Origin of the sequence: Buchnera aphidicola (Sarucallis kahawaluokalani), from assembly GCF_005080725.1 — a bacterium.
GTDB lineage: Bacteria > Pseudomonadota > Gammaproteobacteria > Enterobacterales > Enterobacteriaceae > Buchnera_L > Buchnera_L aphidicola_AF.
In genome coordinates, this window is the sequence record NZ_CP032999.1 from 1 (window position 1) to 20,574 (window position 20,574).

Annotated in this window: 20 protein-coding genes and 1 tRNA gene; 16 read left to right on the plus strand and 5 right to left on the minus strand. The window is 24.8% G+C overall.

From position 1 onward, the window contains the following. Positions 1-115: 115 nt before the first annotated feature. From mnmG to atpC, 9 genes are all read left to right on the plus strand, one after another. Complete coding sequence (gene mnmG, locus D9V78_RS00005) at positions 116-1,984, plus strand: tRNA uridine-5-carboxymethylaminomethyl(34) synthesis enzyme MnmG (RefSeq protein WP_158350193.1); 1,869 nt, start codon at positions 116-118, stop codon at positions 1,982-1,984. A 131-nt stretch (positions 1,985-2,115) separates the two neighbouring features. Next, positions 2,116-2,934 carry a F0F1 ATP synthase subunit A gene (atpB, locus tag D9V78_RS00010; RefSeq protein WP_410051748.1) on the plus strand — a complete coding sequence of 273 codons (819 nt, stop codon included), beginning with the start codon at positions 2,116-2,118 and terminating at the stop codon, positions 2,932-2,934. A gap of 39 nt (positions 2,935-2,973) precedes the next feature. Continuing rightward, positions 2,974-3,210, plus strand: coding sequence for a F0F1 ATP synthase subunit C (gene atpE / locus D9V78_RS00015; RefSeq protein ID WP_158350197.1), 237 nt, complete (start codon positions 2,974-2,976; stop codon positions 3,208-3,210). A 65-nt stretch (positions 3,211-3,275) separates the two neighbouring features. Further along, positions 3,276-3,746: a F0F1 ATP synthase subunit B gene (gene atpF / locus D9V78_RS00020; protein WP_158350199.1), complete on the plus strand. Its 471-nt coding sequence runs from the start codon at positions 3,276-3,278 to the stop codon at positions 3,744-3,746. An 18-nt stretch (positions 3,747-3,764) separates the two neighbouring features. Next, positions 3,765-4,298 (plus strand): F0F1 ATP synthase subunit delta, encoded by a 534-nt coding sequence (locus tag D9V78_RS00025; protein ID WP_158350201.1) that lies wholly within the window; start codon positions 3,765-3,767, stop codon positions 4,296-4,298. 17 nt (positions 4,299-4,315) lie between these two features. Further along, complete coding sequence (atpA, locus tag D9V78_RS00030; RefSeq protein WP_158350203.1) at positions 4,316-5,854, plus strand: F0F1 ATP synthase subunit alpha; 1,539 nt, start codon at positions 4,316-4,318, stop codon at positions 5,852-5,854. 57 nt (positions 5,855-5,911) lie between these two features. Then, positions 5,912-6,790, plus strand: coding sequence for an ATP synthase F1 subunit gamma (gene atpG / locus D9V78_RS00035; RefSeq protein ID WP_158350205.1), 879 nt, complete (start codon positions 5,912-5,914; stop codon positions 6,788-6,790). A 24-nt stretch (positions 6,791-6,814) separates the two neighbouring features. Continuing rightward, positions 6,815-8,212 (plus strand): F0F1 ATP synthase subunit beta, encoded by a 1,398-nt coding sequence (gene atpD, locus D9V78_RS00040; protein ID WP_158350207.1) that lies wholly within the window; start codon positions 6,815-6,817, stop codon positions 8,210-8,212. Between the two features lie 20 nt (positions 8,213-8,232). Beyond that, the gene (gene atpC / locus D9V78_RS00045) at positions 8,233-8,643 is read left to right on the plus strand and encodes an ATP synthase F1 subunit epsilon (RefSeq protein WP_158350209.1); all 411 of its coding nucleotides are present in this window, start codon (positions 8,233-8,235) and stop codon (positions 8,641-8,643) included. A gap of 11 nt (positions 8,644-8,654) precedes the next feature. Here atpC and gyrB read toward each other — a convergent pair whose 3' ends face one another. Together gyrB and dnaN are read right to left on the minus strand one after the other, a co-directional pair. Next, a complete protein-coding gene (gene gyrB / locus D9V78_RS00050; protein WP_158350211.1) occupies positions 8,655-11,090 on the minus strand; it encodes a DNA topoisomerase (ATP-hydrolyzing) subunit B in 2,436 nt (811 codons plus the stop codon). Positions 11,091-11,120: 30 nt separating this feature from the next. Further along, the gene (gene dnaN, locus D9V78_RS00055; protein WP_158350213.1) at positions 11,121-12,221 is read right to left on the minus strand and encodes a DNA polymerase III subunit beta; all 1,101 of its coding nucleotides are present in this window, start codon (positions 12,219-12,221) and stop codon (positions 11,121-11,123) included. A gap of 277 nt (positions 12,222-12,498) precedes the next feature. Here dnaN and rpmH point away from each other — a divergent pair, with 277 nt between their 5' ends. From rpmH to mnmE, 4 genes are all read left to right on the plus strand, one after another. Further along, positions 12,499-12,648: a 50S ribosomal protein L34 gene (rpmH, locus tag D9V78_RS00060; RefSeq protein WP_158350215.1), complete on the plus strand. Its 150-nt coding sequence runs from the start codon at positions 12,499-12,501 to the stop codon at positions 12,646-12,648. Next, entirely contained in the window at positions 12,645-12,998 is a 354-nt protein-coding gene (gene rnpA, locus D9V78_RS00065) for a ribonuclease P protein component (protein ID WP_158350217.1), read from the plus strand. Before rpmH ends, rnpA begins: the two co-directional genes overlap by 4 nt. Before the next feature lie 131 nt (positions 12,999-13,129). Beyond that, positions 13,130-14,722, plus strand: coding sequence for a membrane protein insertase YidC (gene yidC, locus D9V78_RS00070; protein WP_158350219.1), 1,593 nt, complete (start codon positions 13,130-13,132; stop codon positions 14,720-14,722). A 22-nt stretch (positions 14,723-14,744) separates the two neighbouring features. Beyond that, positions 14,745-16,106, plus strand: coding sequence for a tRNA uridine-5-carboxymethylaminomethyl(34) synthesis GTPase MnmE (gene mnmE / locus D9V78_RS00075; protein WP_158350221.1), 1,362 nt, complete (start codon positions 14,745-14,747; stop codon positions 16,104-16,106). 12 nt (positions 16,107-16,118) lie between these two features. On the opposite strand, the gene D9V78_RS00080 is transcribed toward mnmE, so the two are convergent. Next, positions 16,119-16,191: transfer RNA gene (locus D9V78_RS00080), tRNA-Phe, on the minus strand. 271 nt (positions 16,192-16,462) lie between these two features. Between D9V78_RS00080 and D9V78_RS00085 the strand changes: the two genes are divergently transcribed. The 3 genes from D9V78_RS00085 (at position 16,463) to D9V78_RS00095 (ending at position 19,139) form a co-directional block, all read left to right on the plus strand. Beyond that, positions 16,463-16,756, plus strand: coding sequence for a co-chaperone GroES (locus tag D9V78_RS00085; RefSeq protein WP_158350223.1), 294 nt, complete (start codon positions 16,463-16,465; stop codon positions 16,754-16,756). Positions 16,757-16,811: 55 nt separating this feature from the next. Beyond that, positions 16,812-18,458, plus strand: coding sequence for a chaperonin GroEL (groL, locus tag D9V78_RS00090; protein ID WP_158350952.1), 1,647 nt, complete (start codon positions 16,812-16,814; stop codon positions 18,456-18,458). A gap of 105 nt (positions 18,459-18,563) precedes the next feature. Further along, complete coding sequence (locus D9V78_RS00095; RefSeq protein ID WP_158350225.1) at positions 18,564-19,139, plus strand: elongation factor P; 576 nt, start codon at positions 18,564-18,566, stop codon at positions 19,137-19,139. 18 nt (positions 19,140-19,157) lie between these two features. Here the strand turns inward: D9V78_RS00095 and D9V78_RS00100 are convergent, their stop codons facing one another. After that, positions 19,158-19,883: an ATP-binding protein gene (locus D9V78_RS00100; RefSeq protein WP_158350228.1), complete on the minus strand. Its 726-nt coding sequence runs from the start codon at positions 19,881-19,883 to the stop codon at positions 19,158-19,160. Positions 19,884-19,932: 49 nt separating this feature from the next. Next, complete coding sequence (gene rsmD / locus D9V78_RS00105; protein WP_158350230.1) at positions 19,933-20,487, minus strand: 16S rRNA (guanine(966)-N(2))-methyltransferase RsmD; 555 nt, start codon at positions 20,485-20,487, stop codon at positions 19,933-19,935. Between the last annotated feature and the right edge of the window lie 87 nt (positions 20,488-20,574).

Below are 20,574 nucleotides of genomic sequence, written 5' to 3' on the forward strand. Positions count from 1 at the left end.
CTTGAATGATATATATTAATTTTCATGCAAATATTAAATACTGAATTAATATATATAAAACTTTTTATGCAACAAACTAATATTACATTACTCACAATTATCATATGGATAATAAATGCATTTTTATAATAAATATTTTGATGTTATTGTAGTCGGCGGAGGACATGCTGGAATAGAAGCCACACTAGCTTCTGTACGTATTGGTTGTAAAACGTTATTATTAACACATAAAATAAATACTTTAGGTAATTTATCATGTAACCCCGCTATAGGCGGAATAGGGAAAAGTCACTTAGTAAAAGAAATAGATGCACTAGGTGGTATTATGGCTCTTGCTACTGATATTGCTGGAATTCAAACAAGAATTTTAAATGAGACAAAAGGACCTGCTGTACAAGCAACAAGAACACAAGTAGATCGAGAAATATATAAAAATTTCATCCAACAGACATTATTAAAAACATCAAAATTAAAAATTATAGAAATAGAAGTTTATGATTTAATAATAAAAAAAAATTGTATTTTAGGTGTAAAAACTGTAAATAAAAATATATTTTATGCAAAATCCATAATTTTAACTACTGGAACTTTTTTAGGAGGGAGAATTTATATTGGTGATAATAGTTATTCTGGAGGACGAATGAATGATAGTGCTTCCATGCATTTATCAAAAAAATTAAAAAAATTACCAATAAAAATTAAAAGGTTAAAAACTGGTACACCACCTAGAATTGATATCAGAACAATTAATTTTAAAAATTTAATCAAACAATCAGGAGATGTACCTACTCCAATTTTTTCATTTCTTGGTAAAAAAATTAAACGTGTTAAACAAATTTCGTGTTATATTACAAAAACTAATATAAAAACCCATGAAATTATAAAAAGAAATTTACATAGAAGTCCAATTTTTTCAGGAAACATCACAAGTTCTGGTCCAAGATATTGTCCGTCTATTGAAGATAAGATTATAAAATTTCCAAATAAAGATAGTCATCAAATTTTTATCGAACCAGCAGGTATTAACTGTATTGAGGCGTATCCAAATGGTATATCAACAAGTTTACCACTAGATATTCAAAAAGAATTTATTTATTCAATTCAAGGATTTCAAAAAGCAAAAATTATCCAGCCTGGATATTCAATAGAATATGATTTTATAGATCCTAGAAGTTTGAAACCTACTCTAGAAAATAAATTTATTAATGGTTTATTTTTTGCAGGACAAATCAATGGTACAACTGGTTATGAAGAAGCTGCTGCTCAAGGATTATTAGCTGGTGTTAATGCTGCTTTACGTGTATTAGGAAACAAAAAATGGTTTCCTAAAAGAAATGAAGCATACTTAGGTGTATTAGTTGATGATCTATGTACCAAAGGCACTAAAGAACCATATCGTATGTTTACTTCACGTGCAGAATATAGATTACTATTGAGAGAAAATAACGCAGATTTGCGATTAACTCCATTAGGTAAAAAGATAGGATTAGTAAATAATTATAGATGGGAAAATTATAAAAAAAAAATTAAAAATATAAAGAATGAAAGTAATCGAATTCGTAATATCACGATTCATATGCATTCAAAAGAATCAATAGAATTAAAAAAAATATTTAATATTGAATTAAAAAATAATATTAATGGATATGAATTATTAAAAAGACCAGAAATTAATTTTAATAACATTAAAGAATCAAAAATATTTTTTTCTCAAGAAATAAACATATCTGCATTATTTGAAGTTATGGTTCAAATTAAATATGAAGGTTATATCAAAAAGCAAATGTATGAAATTCAAAAGCATAAAAAGTATGAAAATACCATGTTACCGAATCATTTTAATTATTTTAAAATTCCAGGACTATCGATTGAAGTAATGAATAAATTAAATTATTATCAACCTACTTCTATTGGACAAGCTTCAAGAATTTCTGGTATTACTCCTATTGCAATATCAATTTTATTAATTTATTTTAAAAAATAATTTTTCATTAAAAATATAAAATGTTATAATAAACTTATTTTGAATATATTCTGTATTTAATAAAAATATTTTAATAATTACATAATTTTTTATTTTATAAATTATTATTATTATTAATAAAGGTTATTATAATCATGCTATTATCTAAAATATCTGATCCTATACAATATATTCACCATCATTTAAGGCATTTACAAATTAATTTAAAAAATTTAAAATTTTTAAATAATGAACGAATTGATACATTTTGGATTTTGAACTTTGACTCAATATTATTTTCTTTTATCTTAGGAACATTTTTTTTATTGTTTTTTTATTATACTACAAAATTTATATCTTTAAAAAACCCATCTAAAATACAAATTTTTGTTGAACTAATTATAGAATTTGTCAATAACAATATAAAAGATATATATAATACACATAATAAATTAATTGCTGCATTATCATTAACAATATTTATTTGGGTTTTATTAATGAATACTATGGATTTGGTGCCTATAGATATTATACCATATTTACTATATGTTATTTTTTCTATTCCATACTTTCGTATTGTACCTTCAGCAGATATTAACATTACCATTGCTATTGCATTAGTAGTATTTGGTTTAATTATTTTTTATAATATAAAAAATAAAGGTTTTATAGGATTTGCAAAAGAATTAACTATACATCCTTTTAATTACTATGTTTTTTATATATTTAATTTAATTTTAGAAACAATAGCATTATTATCAAAACCAATGTCATTAGCATTGCGTTTGTTCGGTAATATGTATGCAGGAGAAATGATTTTTATATTAATTGCAGGGTTTTTACCCTGGTGGTTACAGTGGACATTAAGTGTTCCATGGGCTATTTTTCATATTTTGATAATTTTTTTGCAAGCATTTATTTTTATGACTTTAACTATAGTGTATTTATCCATGACATCTAAAAAAAAATAATACAAATAATATTTTCATTAAAAATCAAGGATTATTAATATGAATAATTTAAATATCTTATATCTATCAGCTGCAATTATTATTGGTTTATCTGCTATTGGTGCAGCTATTGGTATTGGAATTTTAGGTGGAAAATTTTTAGAAGGAGCAGCACGTCAACCTGATTTAATTCCAAAATTAAGAGCTCAATTTTTTGTTGTCATGGGTTTAGTTGACGCCATTCCTATGATTGCAGTTGGTTTAGGATTATATATGATTTTTGCATTTTCAAAATAATTTTTTCTATTTAACAATAATATTGTATAACAATATTAATTATTCAATATAGGATTATATAATTTATGGACTTGAATGCAACAATATTAGGACAAATGATTTCATTTATTATTTTTATATGGTTTTGCATGAAATATATTTGGCCCAAATTAATTATTACCATTAATGATCGAAGAGATCTTATTCAAAAAGAGTTTGCAAATATTTCACAATCAAAAAAAGATATACAAAAAATGTATAATCAAGCAAATGAGATTATATACACAGCTAAGCATAAATCTAAAGAAATTATTAAATCTGCAAATTTAGAAAAAATAGTAATCTTAGAGCGTGCAAAATATTATGCAGAAAAAGAAAAAAAAAAAATTTTACAACAGGCAGAAGTAACAATTCAAATGAAAAAAATACAATTAAAAAAAAAATTAACTAAAGAAATTAGTACTTTAGCAAGTATGATGGCAAATAAAATTATTATTAATACAATTGATACAAAATATAAAAAACATAATTTTGAAAATATGATTAATACTTTTTAAAATAAGGAGGAATATTTTGTGCAAAATGCTTTAATTGTATCTCGTGCATATGCTACAGCAATATTTAATCTTGCAATCAAAAAAAAATCTTTTGAAGAATGGAAAGAGTTTTTATTAATATTGTCAAATATTTCACATATTAAAAATTTGCATCAATTTTTTAGTTCTATATATCCTAATAATATTATATTAAAAATTATTTTATCATTTTTTAATAAAAATGTTAATTCTTATGGTAAAAATTTTATTCAATTAATAATCATGAATAAAAGATTATATTTAATGCACGATATTTTTAAACAATTTATTACATTGTATAATGAATATCACAATATTTTAAAGGTTAAATTGATTACTATACAGAATTTAAAAAAACAGCAAAAAGAAAAAATTTCTTCAATTCTTGAAAAAAAATTTAATAAACGAATTATTTTAACTTGTGAATCCGATCCTAGTATTTTATATGGTTATATTATTCGTTATAATAATATAGTGATTGATAATTCTATTTTAAATAGGTTTTGTGAATTTTCAAATTTTTTAATATCATAAATGAGAATAAATTAAATATGCAATTACATTCAAATGAGATTAGTGATTTAATTAAAAAAAAAATCGAGAAATTTAATATATTAAAAAAAATTTATAATGAAGGTATTATTATTTTTGTTAGTGATGGTATTATAAAAATTTATGGTATTACCGAAGTAATGTTCGGAGAAATTGTTGCTTTGCCTAACAATTTATTTGCATTAGCTTTAAATTTAGAACAGGATATTACGAGTGCAGTTATTTTAGGTAATCATTGTAATGTTACGGAAGGTATGCGTGTTTATTCTACAGGTAAAATGCTCAGTGTTCCTGTAGGATCTAACTTGTTAGGTCGTGTTGTTAATGCATTAGGATCTCCTATGGATGGTAAAGGAGATATTGTTAGTAAAATACTATACCCTATTGAAAAAGAAGCACCTGGAGTTATTGAGAGAATTTCAGTATCTGAGCCACTATATACTGGATATAAATCTGTGGATTCCATGGTTCCAATTGGTAAGGGACAAAGAGAATTAATTATCGGTGATCGTCAAACCGGAAAGACTACATTAGCTATAGATACTATTATTAATCAAAAAAAATCAGGTGTTTTATGTATTTATGTTGCAATTGGGCAAAAACAATCTACGGTACGTAATGTAGTTGATAAATTAGAAAAATACAATGCATTACAGCATACAATTATTGTTAATGCATCTGCTTCTGAAGCACCTGTAATGCAATACATAGCTCCTTATTCTGGTTGTGCTATGGGAGAATATTTTAGAGATTGTGGAAAAAATGCATTAATTGTATATGATGATTTGTCGAAACATGCTATATCTTATCGTCAGATTTCTCTATTACTTAGACGTCCACCAGGTCGAGAAGCATTTCCCGGTGATATATTTTATTTACATTCTAGGTTATTAGAACGAGCAGCACGTATTAATACTGATAGTGTAAAAAAGCGTAGTCATATAAAAATAACAAATCAAACAGGATCTTTAACTGCATTACCGATCATAGAAACACAATTTGGAGATGTTTCTTCGTTTATACCTACTAATGTAATTTCGATTACTGATGGTCAAATTTTTTTAGAATCTAAGTTATTTAATATTGGTATTCGCCCCGCAATTAATCCTGGTATATCGGTTTCCAGAGTGGGTAGTGCTGCACAAACCAAAATTATTAAAGAATTATCTTCTAAAATTAGAATAGCTTTAGCTCAATATCGTGAATTGGTTGCATTTGCTCAATTTTCTACAGATTTAGATGAAGTGACTAAAAAACAATTGCAATATGGCGAAAAAATTACTGAGGTATTAAAACAAAAACAACATTATTTAATGTCAGTTGCACAACAAGCTATTATATTTTTTGCTGCAGAATATGGTTTTCTTGATGATGTATCAGTGGATAAAATTTCTATATTTGAGAAAAATATGTTAAATTATTTTAATAACCATCATATCGATCTTGTAAAAAAAATTAATACTAATGATGTATATACAAAGGAAATTCAAGAAGAAATTATTAAAAATATTAAGATTTTTAAAAAAAATCAATATTAAATAAGTAATATTTTAAAACAAAATTTGTATTATTAAATCATATAAAGGTTATTATACATGGCGAATACCAAAATTATACGTGATAAAATTATTAGTATAAAAAATACTCAAAAAATTACAAAAACTATGGAAATGATTGCAATTTCTAAAATGAAAAAAGTAAAACAAAAAATATCAATTAGTGCATCGTATTTATATGGTATTAAAAAAATTATTTCTCATACATTTGACAGTACATTAAAATATCAATGTAATTTTTTGTATGAACGATCTAAAGTGAATACTGTTAATATTATTATTTTATCTTCTAATCGTGGTTTATGTGGTAATCTTAATTATAATGTTTTTAAGAAAGCTATTAGCCTCATTCAGAAATATAATAAAAAAGATGTGAAATGTAATTTATACTTAATGGGAATGAAAAGTATTTTATTTTTTAAGAATTATAATTACGCAAATATTCAACAAGTTATTAATTTGGATGACAATATAACATATGAAATGTTATATCCTGTAACAAAAAAAATAATTAATAGTTTCAATAACAATCATTGTGATAAACTTTTTATCATAGGTAATAATAATACTTTAAATAAAGTAAAACCATATGTTTTACAGTTGTTACCGTTAGCATCAAATTTTTTTACAGATATAGGGTATACAAAATATAATCAATGGGATTATTTATATGAACCTGAATCAATGTTAGCAATAGATTTTATATTACAAAGATATGTTTTATTTCAAATATTTCAGTTAATTTTAGAAAATATTGTATGTGAACAATTTTGTAGAATGGTAATTATGAAAACTGCAACTGAAAATAGTGAAAATATAATTCAAGAATTGCAATTACTATATAATAAAATACGTCAATATAGTATTACACAAGAAATTATTGAAATTATTTCAGGATCTTCTACAGATATTAACTGATATTTTAATATTATAAGGATAACTATGAAAACTGGAAAAATTATACAAGTAGTTGGAGCAGTCATTGATGTAGTCTTTCAAAAGAAATATATTCCTAAAATATATCATGCATTACAAGTAAAAAATGGAAATACAATACTAACACTAGAAGTGCAACAACAATTAGGTTCAGGTGTTGTACGTACTATTGCGATGGGTTCTTCTTATGGATTAAAACGCGGGTTGTCAGTTATTAATCTTGGTCATTATATCAGAGTACCCGTGGGTTGCGCTACATTAGGTAGGATTATTGATGTTTTAGGTAATTCAATAGATATGCTCGGTCCAATTAAAAATGTCGACGGTACAGACCCAGAATACTGGGATATTCATCGTTCAGCACCTACATATCAAGAACAATCTAACGCGCAAGAAATATTAGAAACTGGAATTAAAGTAATTGATTTGATTTGCCCTTTTTGTAAAGGAGGTAAAATTGGTTTATTTGGTGGTGCCGGTGTAGGTAAAACAGTGAATATGATGGAATTAATTCGTAATATTGCCGTAAAACACTCTGGATATTCAGTATTTACTGGTGTTGGTGAAAGAACACGAGAGGGTAATGATTTTTACCATGAAATGAAAACCTCTAATGTATTAGATAAAGTAGCTTTAGTATATGGTCAAATGAATGAACCTCCAGGTAGCAGATTTAGAGTAGCATTTACCGGATTAACTATAGCAGAAAAATTTAGAGATGATGGAAAAGATGTGTTACTATTTATAGATAATATTTATCGGTATATTTTAGCTGGAACGGAAGTGTCAGCATTATTAGGGCGAATGCCTTCTGCGGTTGGGTATCAACCTACTTTATCTGAAGAAATGGGTTTGTTGCAAGAACGAATTACTTCAACTACTAAAGGATCTATTACATCGATACAAGCGGTATATGTACCAGCAGATGATTTAACAGATCCAGCTCCAGCAATTACTTTTTCTCATTTAGATGCTACGATTACATTAAGTCGTCAGATTGCATCATTGGGTATTTATCCAGCAGTTGATCCTTTAAATTCCACAAGTAGACAACTTGATATAGAAGTAATTGGAAAAGAACATTATGATACAGCACGTAGCGTACAATCTATTTTACAAAGATATGAAGAATTAAAAGATATTATTGCAATATTAGGCATGGATGAATTATCCGAACAAGATAAATTATTAGTGTCGAGAGCAAGGAAAATTCAGAGGTTTTTATCACAACCATTTTTTGTCGCTGAAGTATTTACAGGATTTCCAGGTAAGTATGTATCTTTAAAAGATAATATTCGTGGGTTTAAAGGTATTCTTGATGGTGAATTTGATGATTTACCTGAACAAGCTTTTTATATGACTGGAAATATTGAAGATGCGATAAAAAAATCTAAAACATTATAAATTAATTTAGGTATTTGAAAATGAATACTTATTTGCATGTTATTAGCCTTGAAAAATATTTATTTCATGGTTATATTAAAAAAATTCATGTTAATGGATATGAAGGTGTTTTAAATATTTATCCAGGACATTCTCCTCTATTAACTATGGTTCGTCCAAGTGTATTACGTATTTTTACTGAATTTGAAGAAAAAAAATTGTATGTTTCCAATGGAATTTTAGAAGTGCAACCAAATGTTATTTATATTTTACCTGATGAATCGTGTTTTTTAAATGAATTAAATTATAATCAGTTAATCAAAAAACGTAATGATATTAAAAATAGAATTGTGCACATGAAACATGGAAATCAACATATTTTACAAGATCAATTAGTAAATCTTAAAATAAAATTAAAGATAATAAAAAAATATTTAATATTACATAAATAATTTTTGGTGATTTAAATATCAATATTTTCAACCATTAAGGCGTTTTTTTCAATAAAAAATTTTCGGGGTTCCACTGCATCTCCCATTAAAGTAGTAAATAATTTATCAACGGTAATTTTATCTTTAATTTTTACTTGTAACATATTTCTGGTTTGAGGATTCATTGTAGTTTGCCATAATTGTTCAGGATTCATTTCTCCAAGCCCTTTATAACGTTGTATATATATTTCTTGTTGTACTTCGTATATTAACCAATCAGTTATAGATTTTAAACTAGTAATTTTACTTTTTTTATTTCCCCGTTGTATATAATCATTTTTTTCTATTAATATTTTCCATTGTTTTTTTATGTTTTGCATATTTTTATATTCCGGGCTTGATAATAATTTTTCCGTAATATAATAAGTACTATTCTTAGAATTTAAACTATTAAATTCAAAAATTATAGGTTCAAATATTTTGTATTCAAGATTATTTGTTTGAATTTTACTGGAATATTTTGAATATTTTGTTTTTTGGTTTAAGTTTTTTATCATACCTTTTGTCCACTTTTTTACATTTTCTTTGTTATGTAAATTATGCAGCATGGGTTGATGTATTAATTCTTCTATCATATATGTAGAAAAATGATATTGTTTTTCTTTTAAAGAGTATTGAATATTTTGATATTCTAAAATTATTTGTTTAAATTTTTGTGAGTACGTAATATGGTTATTAATATTTTTTTTAATATATATTAGATTTTTCAATGCAATTTTAATTTGTGTTTTATACATTTCTTCTTCATTTTTAATATATATTTCTTTTTTTCCTTGTTTAATTTTATATAACGGAGGTTGTGCTATATATAAGTGACCTTTTTTAATAATATCTGGCATATATCGATAAAAAAACGTTAATAATAATGTACGGATGTGTGATCCATCAATGTCAGCATCGGTCATAATGATAATGCTGTGATATCTTAGTTTTTCTAAGTTATATTCTTTTTTTTTAATTCCACATCCTAAGGCAGTAATAATAGCATTAATTTCTTGTGATGCAATCATTTTTTCGAATGTTGATTTTTCAACATTAAGTATTTTTCCTTTCAATGGTAAAATAGCCTGATTAATTCTATTTCTACCTTGTTTAGCAGAACCTCCTGCAGAATCTCCTTCAACTAAGTAAATTTCTGATAATTTTGGATTTTTTTCTTGGCAATCTGATAATTTTCCAGGTAATCCACTAATATCAAATATTCCTTTTTTTTTATTAATTTCTCTAATTTTTTTTGCTGCTTCTCGAATTTTTGCTGCATGAATAACTTTATTAATAATATTTCTTGCATCTTTTGGATGTTCCAATAAAAATTCTGATAAATATCTTGTGATTTCTGATTCTATTACAGATTTAACTTCAGATGAAACCAATTTTTCTTTTGTTTGTGAAGAAAATCTTGGATTTTGCATTTTAATAGATATTATAGCGATTAATCCTTCACGTATATCATCTCCAATTGTGTGGATTTTATTTTTTTTATTATAACCTTCTTTTTGAATATAGTGATTAATAGTTCTTGTTACCGCTGTTCGAAAACTTGATAAATGTGTACCTCCATCTTTTTGTGGAATGTTATTTGTAAAACAATAAATTTTTTCTTTAAATGTATTATTCCATTGCATTGCTACTTCTAATTGAATATCATGTTTTTTAGAATTAAAATATATGCTTTGTCCATGTATTAGTTTTTCTTTTCTTTTATGTAAGAATTTAATAAATTCTTGCAATCCACCTGTATAGTGAAATTTATCTTGTATGTTTTTTGATTTGTCTTGAATATGAATTTCAATATTTTCGTTTAAAAAAGATAATTCTCTTAGTCGTTTTGCAATGATTTCATATTGAAAGTGAATAATATTTTTGAAAATTTTATCATTCGGTAAAAAATGAATTTTTGTACCTGTGATATTTGTTTTTCCAATAATTTTTAATTTATTTACTGGTGTGCCATATTTATATTTTTGGTAATATATATATCCATTTTTATATATTTTTAATTTTAGTTTTTTAGATAATGCATTTACAACGGAAATTCCTACTCCATGTAAACCTCCGGAGATTTTATATGTATTATTATCAAATTTTCCTCCGGAGTGTAGCATTGTTAAAATTACCTCTGCAGCTGATATACCTTCCTCTGGATGAATATCTGTTGGTATGCCCCGACCATCATCTTTTACAGAAATAGATTGATCAGTATGAATAATAACATTAATTTTTTTACAATATCCAGCAAGAGCTTCGTCAATAGCATTATCTACAACTTCAAATACCATATGGTGTAATCCACTACCATCATCGGTATTACCAATATACATTCCTGGACGTTTTCGAACTGCATCTAACCCTTTTAAAATTTTAATATTAGATGAATTATACATTTTTGTAGTATTCCTTTTATCCATGTTATGTTTAATAAAATATTAGTTAATATTTTACAAAACTAATGGCATAATAATATGATATGAATTATTTATGTTAGTACATTTGATATAAATAGCAGAGCTATTATTAGTAAGTAATATATCTATTGTACTATTTTGAATAGTACGTATTACATCTAAAATATATTTAATATTTATTGTTATTTCTATTGGTATATCAAAATAATTGATTTGAAATTTTTCTTTAATTTTTTCGTCATTTTCATTATTTGATGTTACGATACATAATCCATTTTTCATAGTAATTCGTACACCTTGTAGTTTTTGATGTATTAGAATTGATGCTCTTATAAGCGCTTGTTTTAATTTATCTTTATCTATAGAAATAATTTTATCAAATTTTTTTATAAAGAAATTTTTACAGTTCGGGTATTGCTGATCAATAATTTTACTAGATATAATATCGGTTCCTAAATTAAATTGAATAATTTTTTTTCCAATATGTATTTGAAATAAATCATCTGTATCTTCTAGTATTTGAATTAACTTTAATATTGTTTTATATGGAATAATAATTGATATATTTGTTTTTGCATGATTATATTTTGTGTATGCAAATGCCATACGATATCCATCGGTTGCAATTGCTAAAATTTTATTATTTTTGATTTTAATATTCATTCCATTTAAATAGTGTCGTATATCCTGTTTAGCCATTGCATAATGTGTGTTATAAATCATATTTTTAAATTTTTTTTGATTAACTGTAAGATTATGTATTATTTCTTTCCTTTTAAATCTTGGAAAATTTTTTGCATTTATTATATTTAATGAAAAATAAATATTTTGGTACTGTAATTCCATACTATTATTATTAATAGTAATATTAATTTCTGCATTTTGTGGAAAACTACGTATAATATTTAATATTTTTTTTCCAGGTATTAGGATTTCACCAAAGCTAAAAACTTTACTACAGTGTATTTTGGAAATTATTTCTAGTTCTAAATTTGTACTCATTAAATATGTTATATTATCTTTTATACAACATAAGATATTATTTGTAATAGGGTGTTCGGTATTTATACAAATAATGTTATTTAATTTTTGAATTGTTTTTAAAAAAAATTTTTTTTTTATAATAAATTTCATTTTGTATCAATAGGTGTTTTAAATTATAATGACTCAAATTAATTAACATAATAAATCATATATTGATTTTATATAAAATATTTTATTTATGTTATATAATTTATTTTATGTATTTCATAATGAAAATTAATTATATAATTATTTATGAATTATTTTATATACAATATTACATTATTTATTGTAGAGTATTTTTTTATACTATACAGCATAAATATTACTAAATTTATTTTTATAGTTTATATTATTATGTTTAATATTATATATGTTAGGAGATTTTATGAAACGTACATTTCAACCTTCTGTTTTAAAAAGAAATCGTGTACATGGGTTTAGAGCGAGAATGGCTACTCGTTCTGGTCGTCAGATTTTATCCCGCAGAAGAAATAAATTAAGAATTCGACTCACAGTATCTACACATATGAAATGAATATATATTATCGATATAATTTTAAAAAAAATTTACGTTTATTAACTACTACTGATTTTAAAAAAGTATTTAATATCTCTAAAAAAAATCATCATTCGATTGTAATTATTTTCAATATTAAAAATCAATTTAATTATCCTAGGTTAGGTATTATTATTTCAAAAAAAGTATCTAAATTATCTTATCAACGTAATTTAATTAAAAGATTGGTTAGAGAAAGTTTTCGGTTATCTCAACATCATTTAAAAAAATTAGATTTTATTATTTTAATTAAACCAAATATTTTAAAATTAAATCGTTTAGAAATAAAAAATTTTTTAAATAATTTATGGATAAAATATTATTTGTAATATAAAAACACTTAATAGATATTAAAAATATTGTTAAATATCATATTTTATATTTATATTTTTATTTTATATTTTTATATATGTAAATTGTATCTACATAATTTTACAAAAAAAAAAAGAGAATATTTCACATGCGTTTAAAGCGTTTTTTTTTAATTTTTATATTATTATCATGTTCATTATTTGTATGGAAATTATGGACTACTCAGGTAGATAAATTTAAGAATTTAAAAACAGAAATTTTATATAATATTTCAGAACAAAAAAAACAGTTGAATAATAATCAATTGATTCATGTAAAAACTGATGTGATGGATATAAAAATTAATTTATATAATGGAGAGATTTATCAAAGTAGGTTGTTAAATTATCAAGAGAAATTAACATCATTAAAAAAACTTGAATTAATAAATCACGATAATTTAAAAAAAAATACTGTAAATAGTGAAATATGGTATAAAATTGGCACTTCTGGTTATATAAAAAATATACAATATAGTATTAATAATACAGATTTTAAATTATTAAATGGTCAGAAAGTATTATTTGTTCGATGTATTGCAGATACAAATAATGGTATGCATATTGAAAAGATATTTATTTTTAAACACGGGTCTTATGATATTGGAATAGAATACAAGATTTGTAACCATAGTAAAAGTGAGATATCATATCGTATATTTGGTTCTTTAAAACAAAAAAATATCCAATCTCATAATAATACACATTCTATACATAATCAGTTTCAGGATTTTGCATGTTCTAAAAATTTTTCAAATTATAAAGAGTATAGTTTGTTTGATATTTTACATAAAAAAGAATCAAATTATATTTCTCAAGGTGGATGGATTGCATTATTACAAAAATATTTCGTTATTTCTTGGATTTTAGATAAATCAGATGAAAATACTGTTTATATCACACATGATCATCATAGTAATGTAACTATATGGTATAAAATGTCAAATATTGTTATTACCCCTGGTTCAAAAGTATTAAAAAGAACAATCTTATGGATTGGTCCTAAAATACAAAATAAAATGTCGTATATTGCACCGTATTTTAGTGATACAATAAATTATGGTTGGTTTTGGTTTTTATCAAAACCATTATTTAATTTGTTAAATATTTTGCATTATTTTTTAAATAATTGGGGTTATGCAATTATTTTTATTACATGTATTATTCGTTGTATTACGTATCCATTGATTAAAGCGCAATATATCGCAACAATAAAAATGAAATCACTACAACCAGAAATAAATTATATTAAAAAAAAATTTAATGATAACAAAAAGAAATTAAATTCAAAAATATTAAAATTATATAAAAAAAATAATATTAATCCTTTAAGTGGATTATTGCCAGTATTATTACAAATGCCAATTTTTTTAGCTTTATATTATATGTTGGTTAATGCAGTAGAGTTAAGACACGCACCGTTTATTTTTTGGATTTATGATTTATCTGCGCAAGATCCATTATATATTTTACCAATTTTAATGGGTATAACAATTTTTTTTATGCAAAAAACAGCTCCTACTAATTACTTTCCTCTTTCATTACAAGAGAAAATTATTAATTTTGCACCTATATTCTTTGTTTGTTTTTTTTTATGGTTTCCTGCAGGATTAGTATTATATTATATTGTCAGTAATGTAGTAACTATAATACAACAAATTATTATTCATCGTTCACTAAAAGGTAATATTAAATTTCAATGATCAATTTTAAGAATATAATATAATGAATGATACGATAATAGCTCAATCTACTCCTTATGGACGATCTGGAGTAGGTATATTAAGAATTTCAGGTACACGTTCTAAAGAAATTGCATATAAGATATTAGGTGTACTGCCTCCTGCAAGATATGCATATCATGCAACTTTTTTTGATTATAAAGGTGTAGCAATTGATGAAGGTATTGCAATATGGTTTCCTTATCCAAATTCTTTTACTGGTGAAGATGTATTAGAATTACAAGGGCATGGTAATCCAGTGATTTTAGATTTATTAATGAAGTCGATTTTATGTTTTGAAGGCGTTCGTATTGCTCGTCCTGGGGAATTTTCACAACGAGCATTTTTAAATGGTAAAATTGATTTAATACAAGCTGAAGCAATTATAAAGTTAATTCATTCAACTTCTGCTGTTAGTATAAAATCGGCATTGAGAACTTTAAAAGGTGATTTTTCAAAAAAAATTAATTATTTAATTAATAAAATTGCTCATATCAGAGTTTTTGTTGAAAAAATATTAAATTTTCCAGAAGATGATTATGTAATACACAACACACAAATAGATTTAAATTTAAAAAGTATTTTTAAAAAAATAAATGATATTTATGAAAAAATAAAAATACAGAACGTTATTCATGATGGAATAAAAATTGTTATTTCTGGAGAACCTAATGTTGGAAAATCTACAATATTTAATTTATTATCATGTAAAAATTCTGCAATAGTAACAAATATTGCAGGTACTACACGGGATGTTTTATATGAACATATAAAAATTAAAGATTGTATTATACAATTAATTGATACTGCAGGTTTGAGAAAAACAAATAATATTATTGAAAAATTAGGTATTAATAAAGCCTGGAAAAAAATTTTATCATCGGATCATATTTTTTTAGTACTTGATAATACGCGATCAATATTAAATCAAAAAACGATTATTTTGAATTTTCTTAGAAAATTAACTCATAAAAAAAAAGTGACAATTTTAATTAATAAATGCGATATTTCAAATATACAGCCTTTTATAAGAAAATATTATAACGGGCGGACATATATTTTTATTTCTGCAAAATTTAGATTAGGTATTCATTTGTTAAAAAATCATTTAAAAAAAATAATTAGTGGGTTAATGAGTTCTGATGCAGAGACAGAATTTTTGGCGCGTCAAAGACATTTAGAGGTTTTTAATGTAATAATCAAGCACGTGAAAAATATGAAGAAAAATTGGTTTATTTTAAAAAATATTGAGTTATTAGCAGAAGATTTAAAAATAGTGCAAGATTTATTAAATAAAATTACGGGTTCTATTACTTCAGATGACATTATGCAAGAAATTTTTAAAGAATTTTGTATTGGAAAATAGGAATTTATTTTTTGCCCGAAGGCGGAATTGAACCACCGACACGGGGATTTTCAGTCCCCTGCTCTACCGACTGAGCTATTCGGGCCTTATTCTTTTAAATTATTATTAAAACATAAAGTTATAGTATATGTCAATACTTTTTATTTATTAAATATTATTATTTTTTTATAAAAATTTATTTTCATATTTTATATATGTTCCGTTCTATATCAAAATAACATATTATTCTTGAAAAATTTTATATGTATCCTTATAATTAAATTTGTTATGATAACAGTCTACTTTAAAATATTTTACAAGAATAAGTAATAAAAAATTTTTTATGTTTAAATTTTTTTTTAAAGGAGATTAATTTCATGAAAATTCGTCCATTGCATGATCGAGTAATTATAAAAAAAAAAGAAGTTGAATCAAAATCAGCAGGAGGTATTGTACTAACTGGTTCTGCTGCAGGAAAATCAACTCGAGGGACAGTAATTGCAGTGGGTAATGGTCGTGTTTTAGAAAATGGTAAAATAAAAGCATTAGACGTTAAGATAGGTGATATTGTTATTTTTAATGAAGGATATGGTGCAAAAACTGAAAAGATTGATAATGAAGAATTCCTAATTTTAAATGAAAGTGATATTTTAGCAATTGTTGAAGAGTAATATATATTCTTTATAAAGTAACTATTCAAATTTTATATATTTAAGGAATATGATCATGGCAGCTAAAGATGTAAAATTTGGAAATGAAGCACGAGTGAAAATGCTTCGCGGAGTTAATGTATTAGCAGATGCAGTAAAAGTTACTTTAGGTCCCAAAGGTCGAAATGTTATTTTAGATAAATCTTTTGGTGCACCTAGTATTACTAAAGATGGTGTATCTGTTGCAAGAGAAATTGAACTTGAAGATAAGTTTGAAAATATGGGTGCCCAAATGGTAAAAGAAGTAGCATCAAAAGCAAATGATGCTGCTGGAGATGGTACCACTACTGCAACGTTATTAGCACAAGCTATAGTTAATGAAGGTTTGAAAGCAGTGGCTGCTGGAATGAACCCGATGGATTTAAAAAGGGGTATTGATAAAGCGGTAATTAAAGCAGTAGAAGAATTAAAAAGTATGTCTGTTCCATGTGCAGATTCGAAAGCTATTACTCAGGTGGGTACAATATCAGCTAATGCTGATGAGACTGTTGGAAAATTAATTTCCGAAGCAATGGAAAAAGTAGGAAATGATGGAGTAATTACTGTAGAAGAAGGTACTGGTTTACAGGATGAGTTAGAAGTTGTAAAAGGTATGCAATTTGATCGTGGTTATTTATCGCCATATTTTATTAATAAACCAGAAACTGGAATTGTAGAACTAGATAATCCATATATTCTTATGGCAGATAAAAAAATTTCTAATATTCGTGAATTACTACCATTGTTGGAATCAGTTGCTAAATCTAGTAAACCGTTATTAATTATTTCCGAAGATTTAGAAGGCGAAGCATTAGCTACTTTAGTTGTTAACTCTATGAGAGGTATAGTAAAAGTTTCTGCAGTGAAAGCTCCAGGTTTTGGTGATCGCAGAAAAGAAATGTTACAAGATATTTCTATTTTAACTGCTGGTACAGTCATTTCTGAAGAATTAGCAATGGAATTAGAAAAATCTACTCTAGAAGATTTAGGACAAGCAAAACGTGTAGTAATTACTAAAGATACAACAACAATTATTGGAGGCGCTGGTAATAAGCATGCTATTCAGAATAGAATTGGTCAGATTCGAAAGCAAGCTCAAGAAGCAACTTCAGAGTATGACAAAGAAAAATTAAATGAAAGACTAGCAAAATTATCAGGTGGAGTCGCAGTACTTAAAGTAGGTGCAGCAACAGAAGTAGAAATGAAAGAAAAAAAAGCTCGTGTTGAAGATGCATTACATGCAACACGTGCAGCTGTAGAAGAAGGAGTAGTTGCAGGTGGTGGTGTAGCATTAGTGAGAGTCGCTGGTCGTATTTCGAATTTATCTGGACAAAATGAAGATCAGAATGTTGGTATTCGAGTAGCATTACGTGCAATGGAAGCACCTTTACGTCAGATTGTTTCTAATTCCGGTGAAGAACCATCTGTAGTAACTAATAATGTAAAAGATGGTAAAGGAAATTATGGTTATAATGCTGCAACTGATCAGTACGGAGATATGATTAATTTTGGTATTTTAGATCCAACTAAAGTTACTCGATCTGCATTACAATATGCAGCCTCTGTTGCTGGTTTAATGATTACTACTGAATGTATGGTAACAGATTTACCAAAAGAAGATAAGCCTGATCTTAGTGCTCCGACACCAGGAGGCATGGGTGGTGGAATGGGCGGTATGATGTAATTCTTCTTGTGTATACTTTTTTTTTATATACATTAATAATTACCCTAAATAATTTTTTTGTTTAGGGGTAATTATTAAACATTTATATATTAATTACTTATTTTTATGATTTTATATTTTATTAATAACTTTAAATCAGGATTAAAGGTTTTATTTGAAAATCAACCATATATAATTGAAAATGTTACTTTTGTTAAACCAGGTAAAGGACAGGTATTTTCTAGAGTAAAATTACGTAATTTATTAACTAATCAATTATTAGATAAAACCTTTCGTTCTACTGATAGTATTCCTAGTGCCGATGTTTTAGATATACAGTATTTATATATTTATTATGATCGTGAGAATTGGTATTTTATGCATCCTGTAAGTTTTGAACAATTATCATTAAATAAGTCTATTATCCGCGATAAAAATAATTGGCTAATAGAACAAAAGAAATATTTAATTACTTTTTGGAATAGTCGGCCTATATCAATAGAAATTGGTAAATTTGTGAATCTTAGAGTTATTGCTCATATTATAGATAAAAGATCAAATTTTGTAATGAATAGCACAAAATTTCAATTATTTAAATTACAAAGTGGATTAATACTAAAATTACCATCATTTATTCACGTAGGTGATATAGTAAAAATTGATACTAAAACTGGTGAGTATCATTCTAGAATTAACATGTAAATACTGATTGATATTTGATTATTTTTTTCTACGATAACTTGTCCAATTAAAATTCAACCACAAGCTATTTCCTAGTTTCATTCGATCAATAATATTTTCTCCTAATATTTTTGTTATTGTGAAACCGTTCAGATTGGATAACATACCTGTTGGTTTTTTTGATGCTGATCTATGTTCTATAATTTGATTAATAATCATTTTTTCGTATTTTGATTCTATTTGTATACCTATTTCATCAAATATAAGTAGATCAATTTTACTTAAATATTTTATAAATTTTTCTTCGGTTAGTTTTTTATTAATATTATTAAATGTTGATTTAATAGTTGACATAAGATCAGAAATAGTAATCATAAAAACCTTTTTACCTCTTAATATTAAGTAATTACTAATTGCGGCAGCTAAATGGTTTTTTCCGGTACCTGGTTTACCTAAAAAAACAAAACTAGACATATTATTATTAAAATTTTTTGCATATTTTTTAGCAAGATGGACTACTTTTTTATGTCCTTCATGTTCAATAATATAATTGTTAAATGAACATTCCATATATAGTTTACGAATACCAGACTTTTTAAATGTATCGTGAATTTCTAGTGTTTTATTTTGTTTGATAATTTTTTGGGATAGTAATTTTCCTTGTTTATGATGCCAATGTAACAAATCTTTTTGATTAGTAAATTTTGGTATAATATGATCTGGTATAATTTTTTTTAATTTTTTTAGAAATTGTTGATTTTTCATAACATTCTCAAATTATATTTTATTTCTTTTAATGTATGTGATGAATTTTTTATATTTTATTGAAAAAATATAATTTATAATTAATATTTTTAGTATATTTATTTTTATGTAGTATCCAATTTTTAGGGTAGTAAATTTTTTGGAATCGACTTTTTTCTATATAAATATATCCTGATTGTTTAATTATTTTTTTTTCTTCTATAAGAAAAATAGTTTTTTGTAAAATTTTTTTATTATATGGTGGATCTAAAAAAATAATATCATATTTATAAGGTGTATTTTTTAACCATGACAATGTATTTGTATAAATTATTTTTATATTTTCAATATTTAATTTGACAATGTTTTTTTTTAAATTGTATAGTATTTTTTTATTATTTTCTAATGCAGTGACATATTTGGCAGCTCTTGATATAGATTCAATACTTAGTGCACCACTTCCGGCAAAACAATCAAGACAATTTGCGTTAGAGATTTTTTGAGACAACCAATTAAATAATGTTTCTCGAATACGATGCATTGTTGGACGTAAGTTATGATCTGTAATAGTAGTGATATTCTTTCCTTTGAATGTACCAGAAATAATACGGATTTTTTTTTTCATGTCATTTTTACTTTTATATGATTAATATGAACATATTATGGTAATTATCATATTATGTTGTATATAAACATTAATTTTTTTATTTTA

Excerpts from the sequence above, each read along its gene's own strand:
- atpD (WP_158350207.1), top strand. The coding sequence starts at position 6,815 with ATGAAAACTGGAAAAATTATACAAGTAGTTGGAGCAGTCATTGATGTA.
- dnaN (WP_158350213.1), bottom strand. The coding sequence starts at position 12,221 with ATGAAATTTATTATAAAAAAAAAATTTTTTTTAAAAACAATTCAAAAA.
- atpA (WP_158350203.1), top strand. The coding sequence starts at position 4,316 with ATGCAATTACATTCAAATGAGATTAGTGATTTAATTAAAAAAAAAATC.
- rpmH (WP_158350215.1), top strand. The coding sequence starts at position 12,499 with ATGAAACGTACATTTCAACCTTCTGTTTTAAAAAGAAATCGTGTACAT.
- mnmE (WP_158350221.1), top strand. The coding sequence starts at position 14,745 with ATGAATGATACGATAATAGCTCAATCTACTCCTTATGGACGATCTGGA.
- D9V78_RS00085 (WP_158350223.1), top strand. The coding sequence starts at position 16,463 with ATGAAAATTCGTCCATTGCATGATCGAGTAATTATAAAAAAAAAAGAA.
- D9V78_RS00095 (WP_158350225.1), top strand. The coding sequence starts at position 18,564 with ATGATTTTATATTTTATTAATAACTTTAAATCAGGATTAAAGGTTTTA.
- mnmG (WP_158350193.1), top strand. The coding sequence starts at position 116 with ATGCATTTTTATAATAAATATTTTGATGTTATTGTAGTCGGCGGAGGA.
- atpC (WP_158350209.1), top strand. The coding sequence starts at position 8,233 with ATGAATACTTATTTGCATGTTATTAGCCTTGAAAAATATTTATTTCAT.
- groL (WP_158350952.1), top strand. The coding sequence starts at position 16,812 with ATGGCAGCTAAAGATGTAAAATTTGGAAATGAAGCACGAGTGAAAATG.
- rsmD (WP_158350230.1), bottom strand. The coding sequence starts at position 20,487 with ATGAAAAAAAAAATCCGTATTATTTCTGGTACATTCAAAGGAAAGAAT.
- rnpA (WP_158350217.1), top strand. The coding sequence starts at position 12,645 with ATGAATATATATTATCGATATAATTTTAAAAAAAATTTACGTTTATTA.
- atpF (WP_158350199.1), top strand. The coding sequence starts at position 3,276 with ATGGACTTGAATGCAACAATATTAGGACAAATGATTTCATTTATTATT.
- D9V78_RS00100 (WP_158350228.1), bottom strand. The coding sequence starts at position 19,883 with ATGAAAAATCAACAATTTCTAAAAAAATTAAAAAAAATTATACCAGAT.
- gyrB (WP_158350211.1), bottom strand. The coding sequence starts at position 11,090 with ATGGATAAAAGGAATACTACAAAAATGTATAATTCATCTAATATTAAA.
- yidC (WP_158350219.1), top strand. The coding sequence starts at position 13,130 with ATGCGTTTAAAGCGTTTTTTTTTAATTTTTATATTATTATCATGTTCA.
- atpG (WP_158350205.1), top strand. The coding sequence starts at position 5,912 with ATGGCGAATACCAAAATTATACGTGATAAAATTATTAGTATAAAAAAT.
- atpE (WP_158350197.1), top strand. The coding sequence starts at position 2,974 with ATGAATAATTTAAATATCTTATATCTATCAGCTGCAATTATTATTGGT.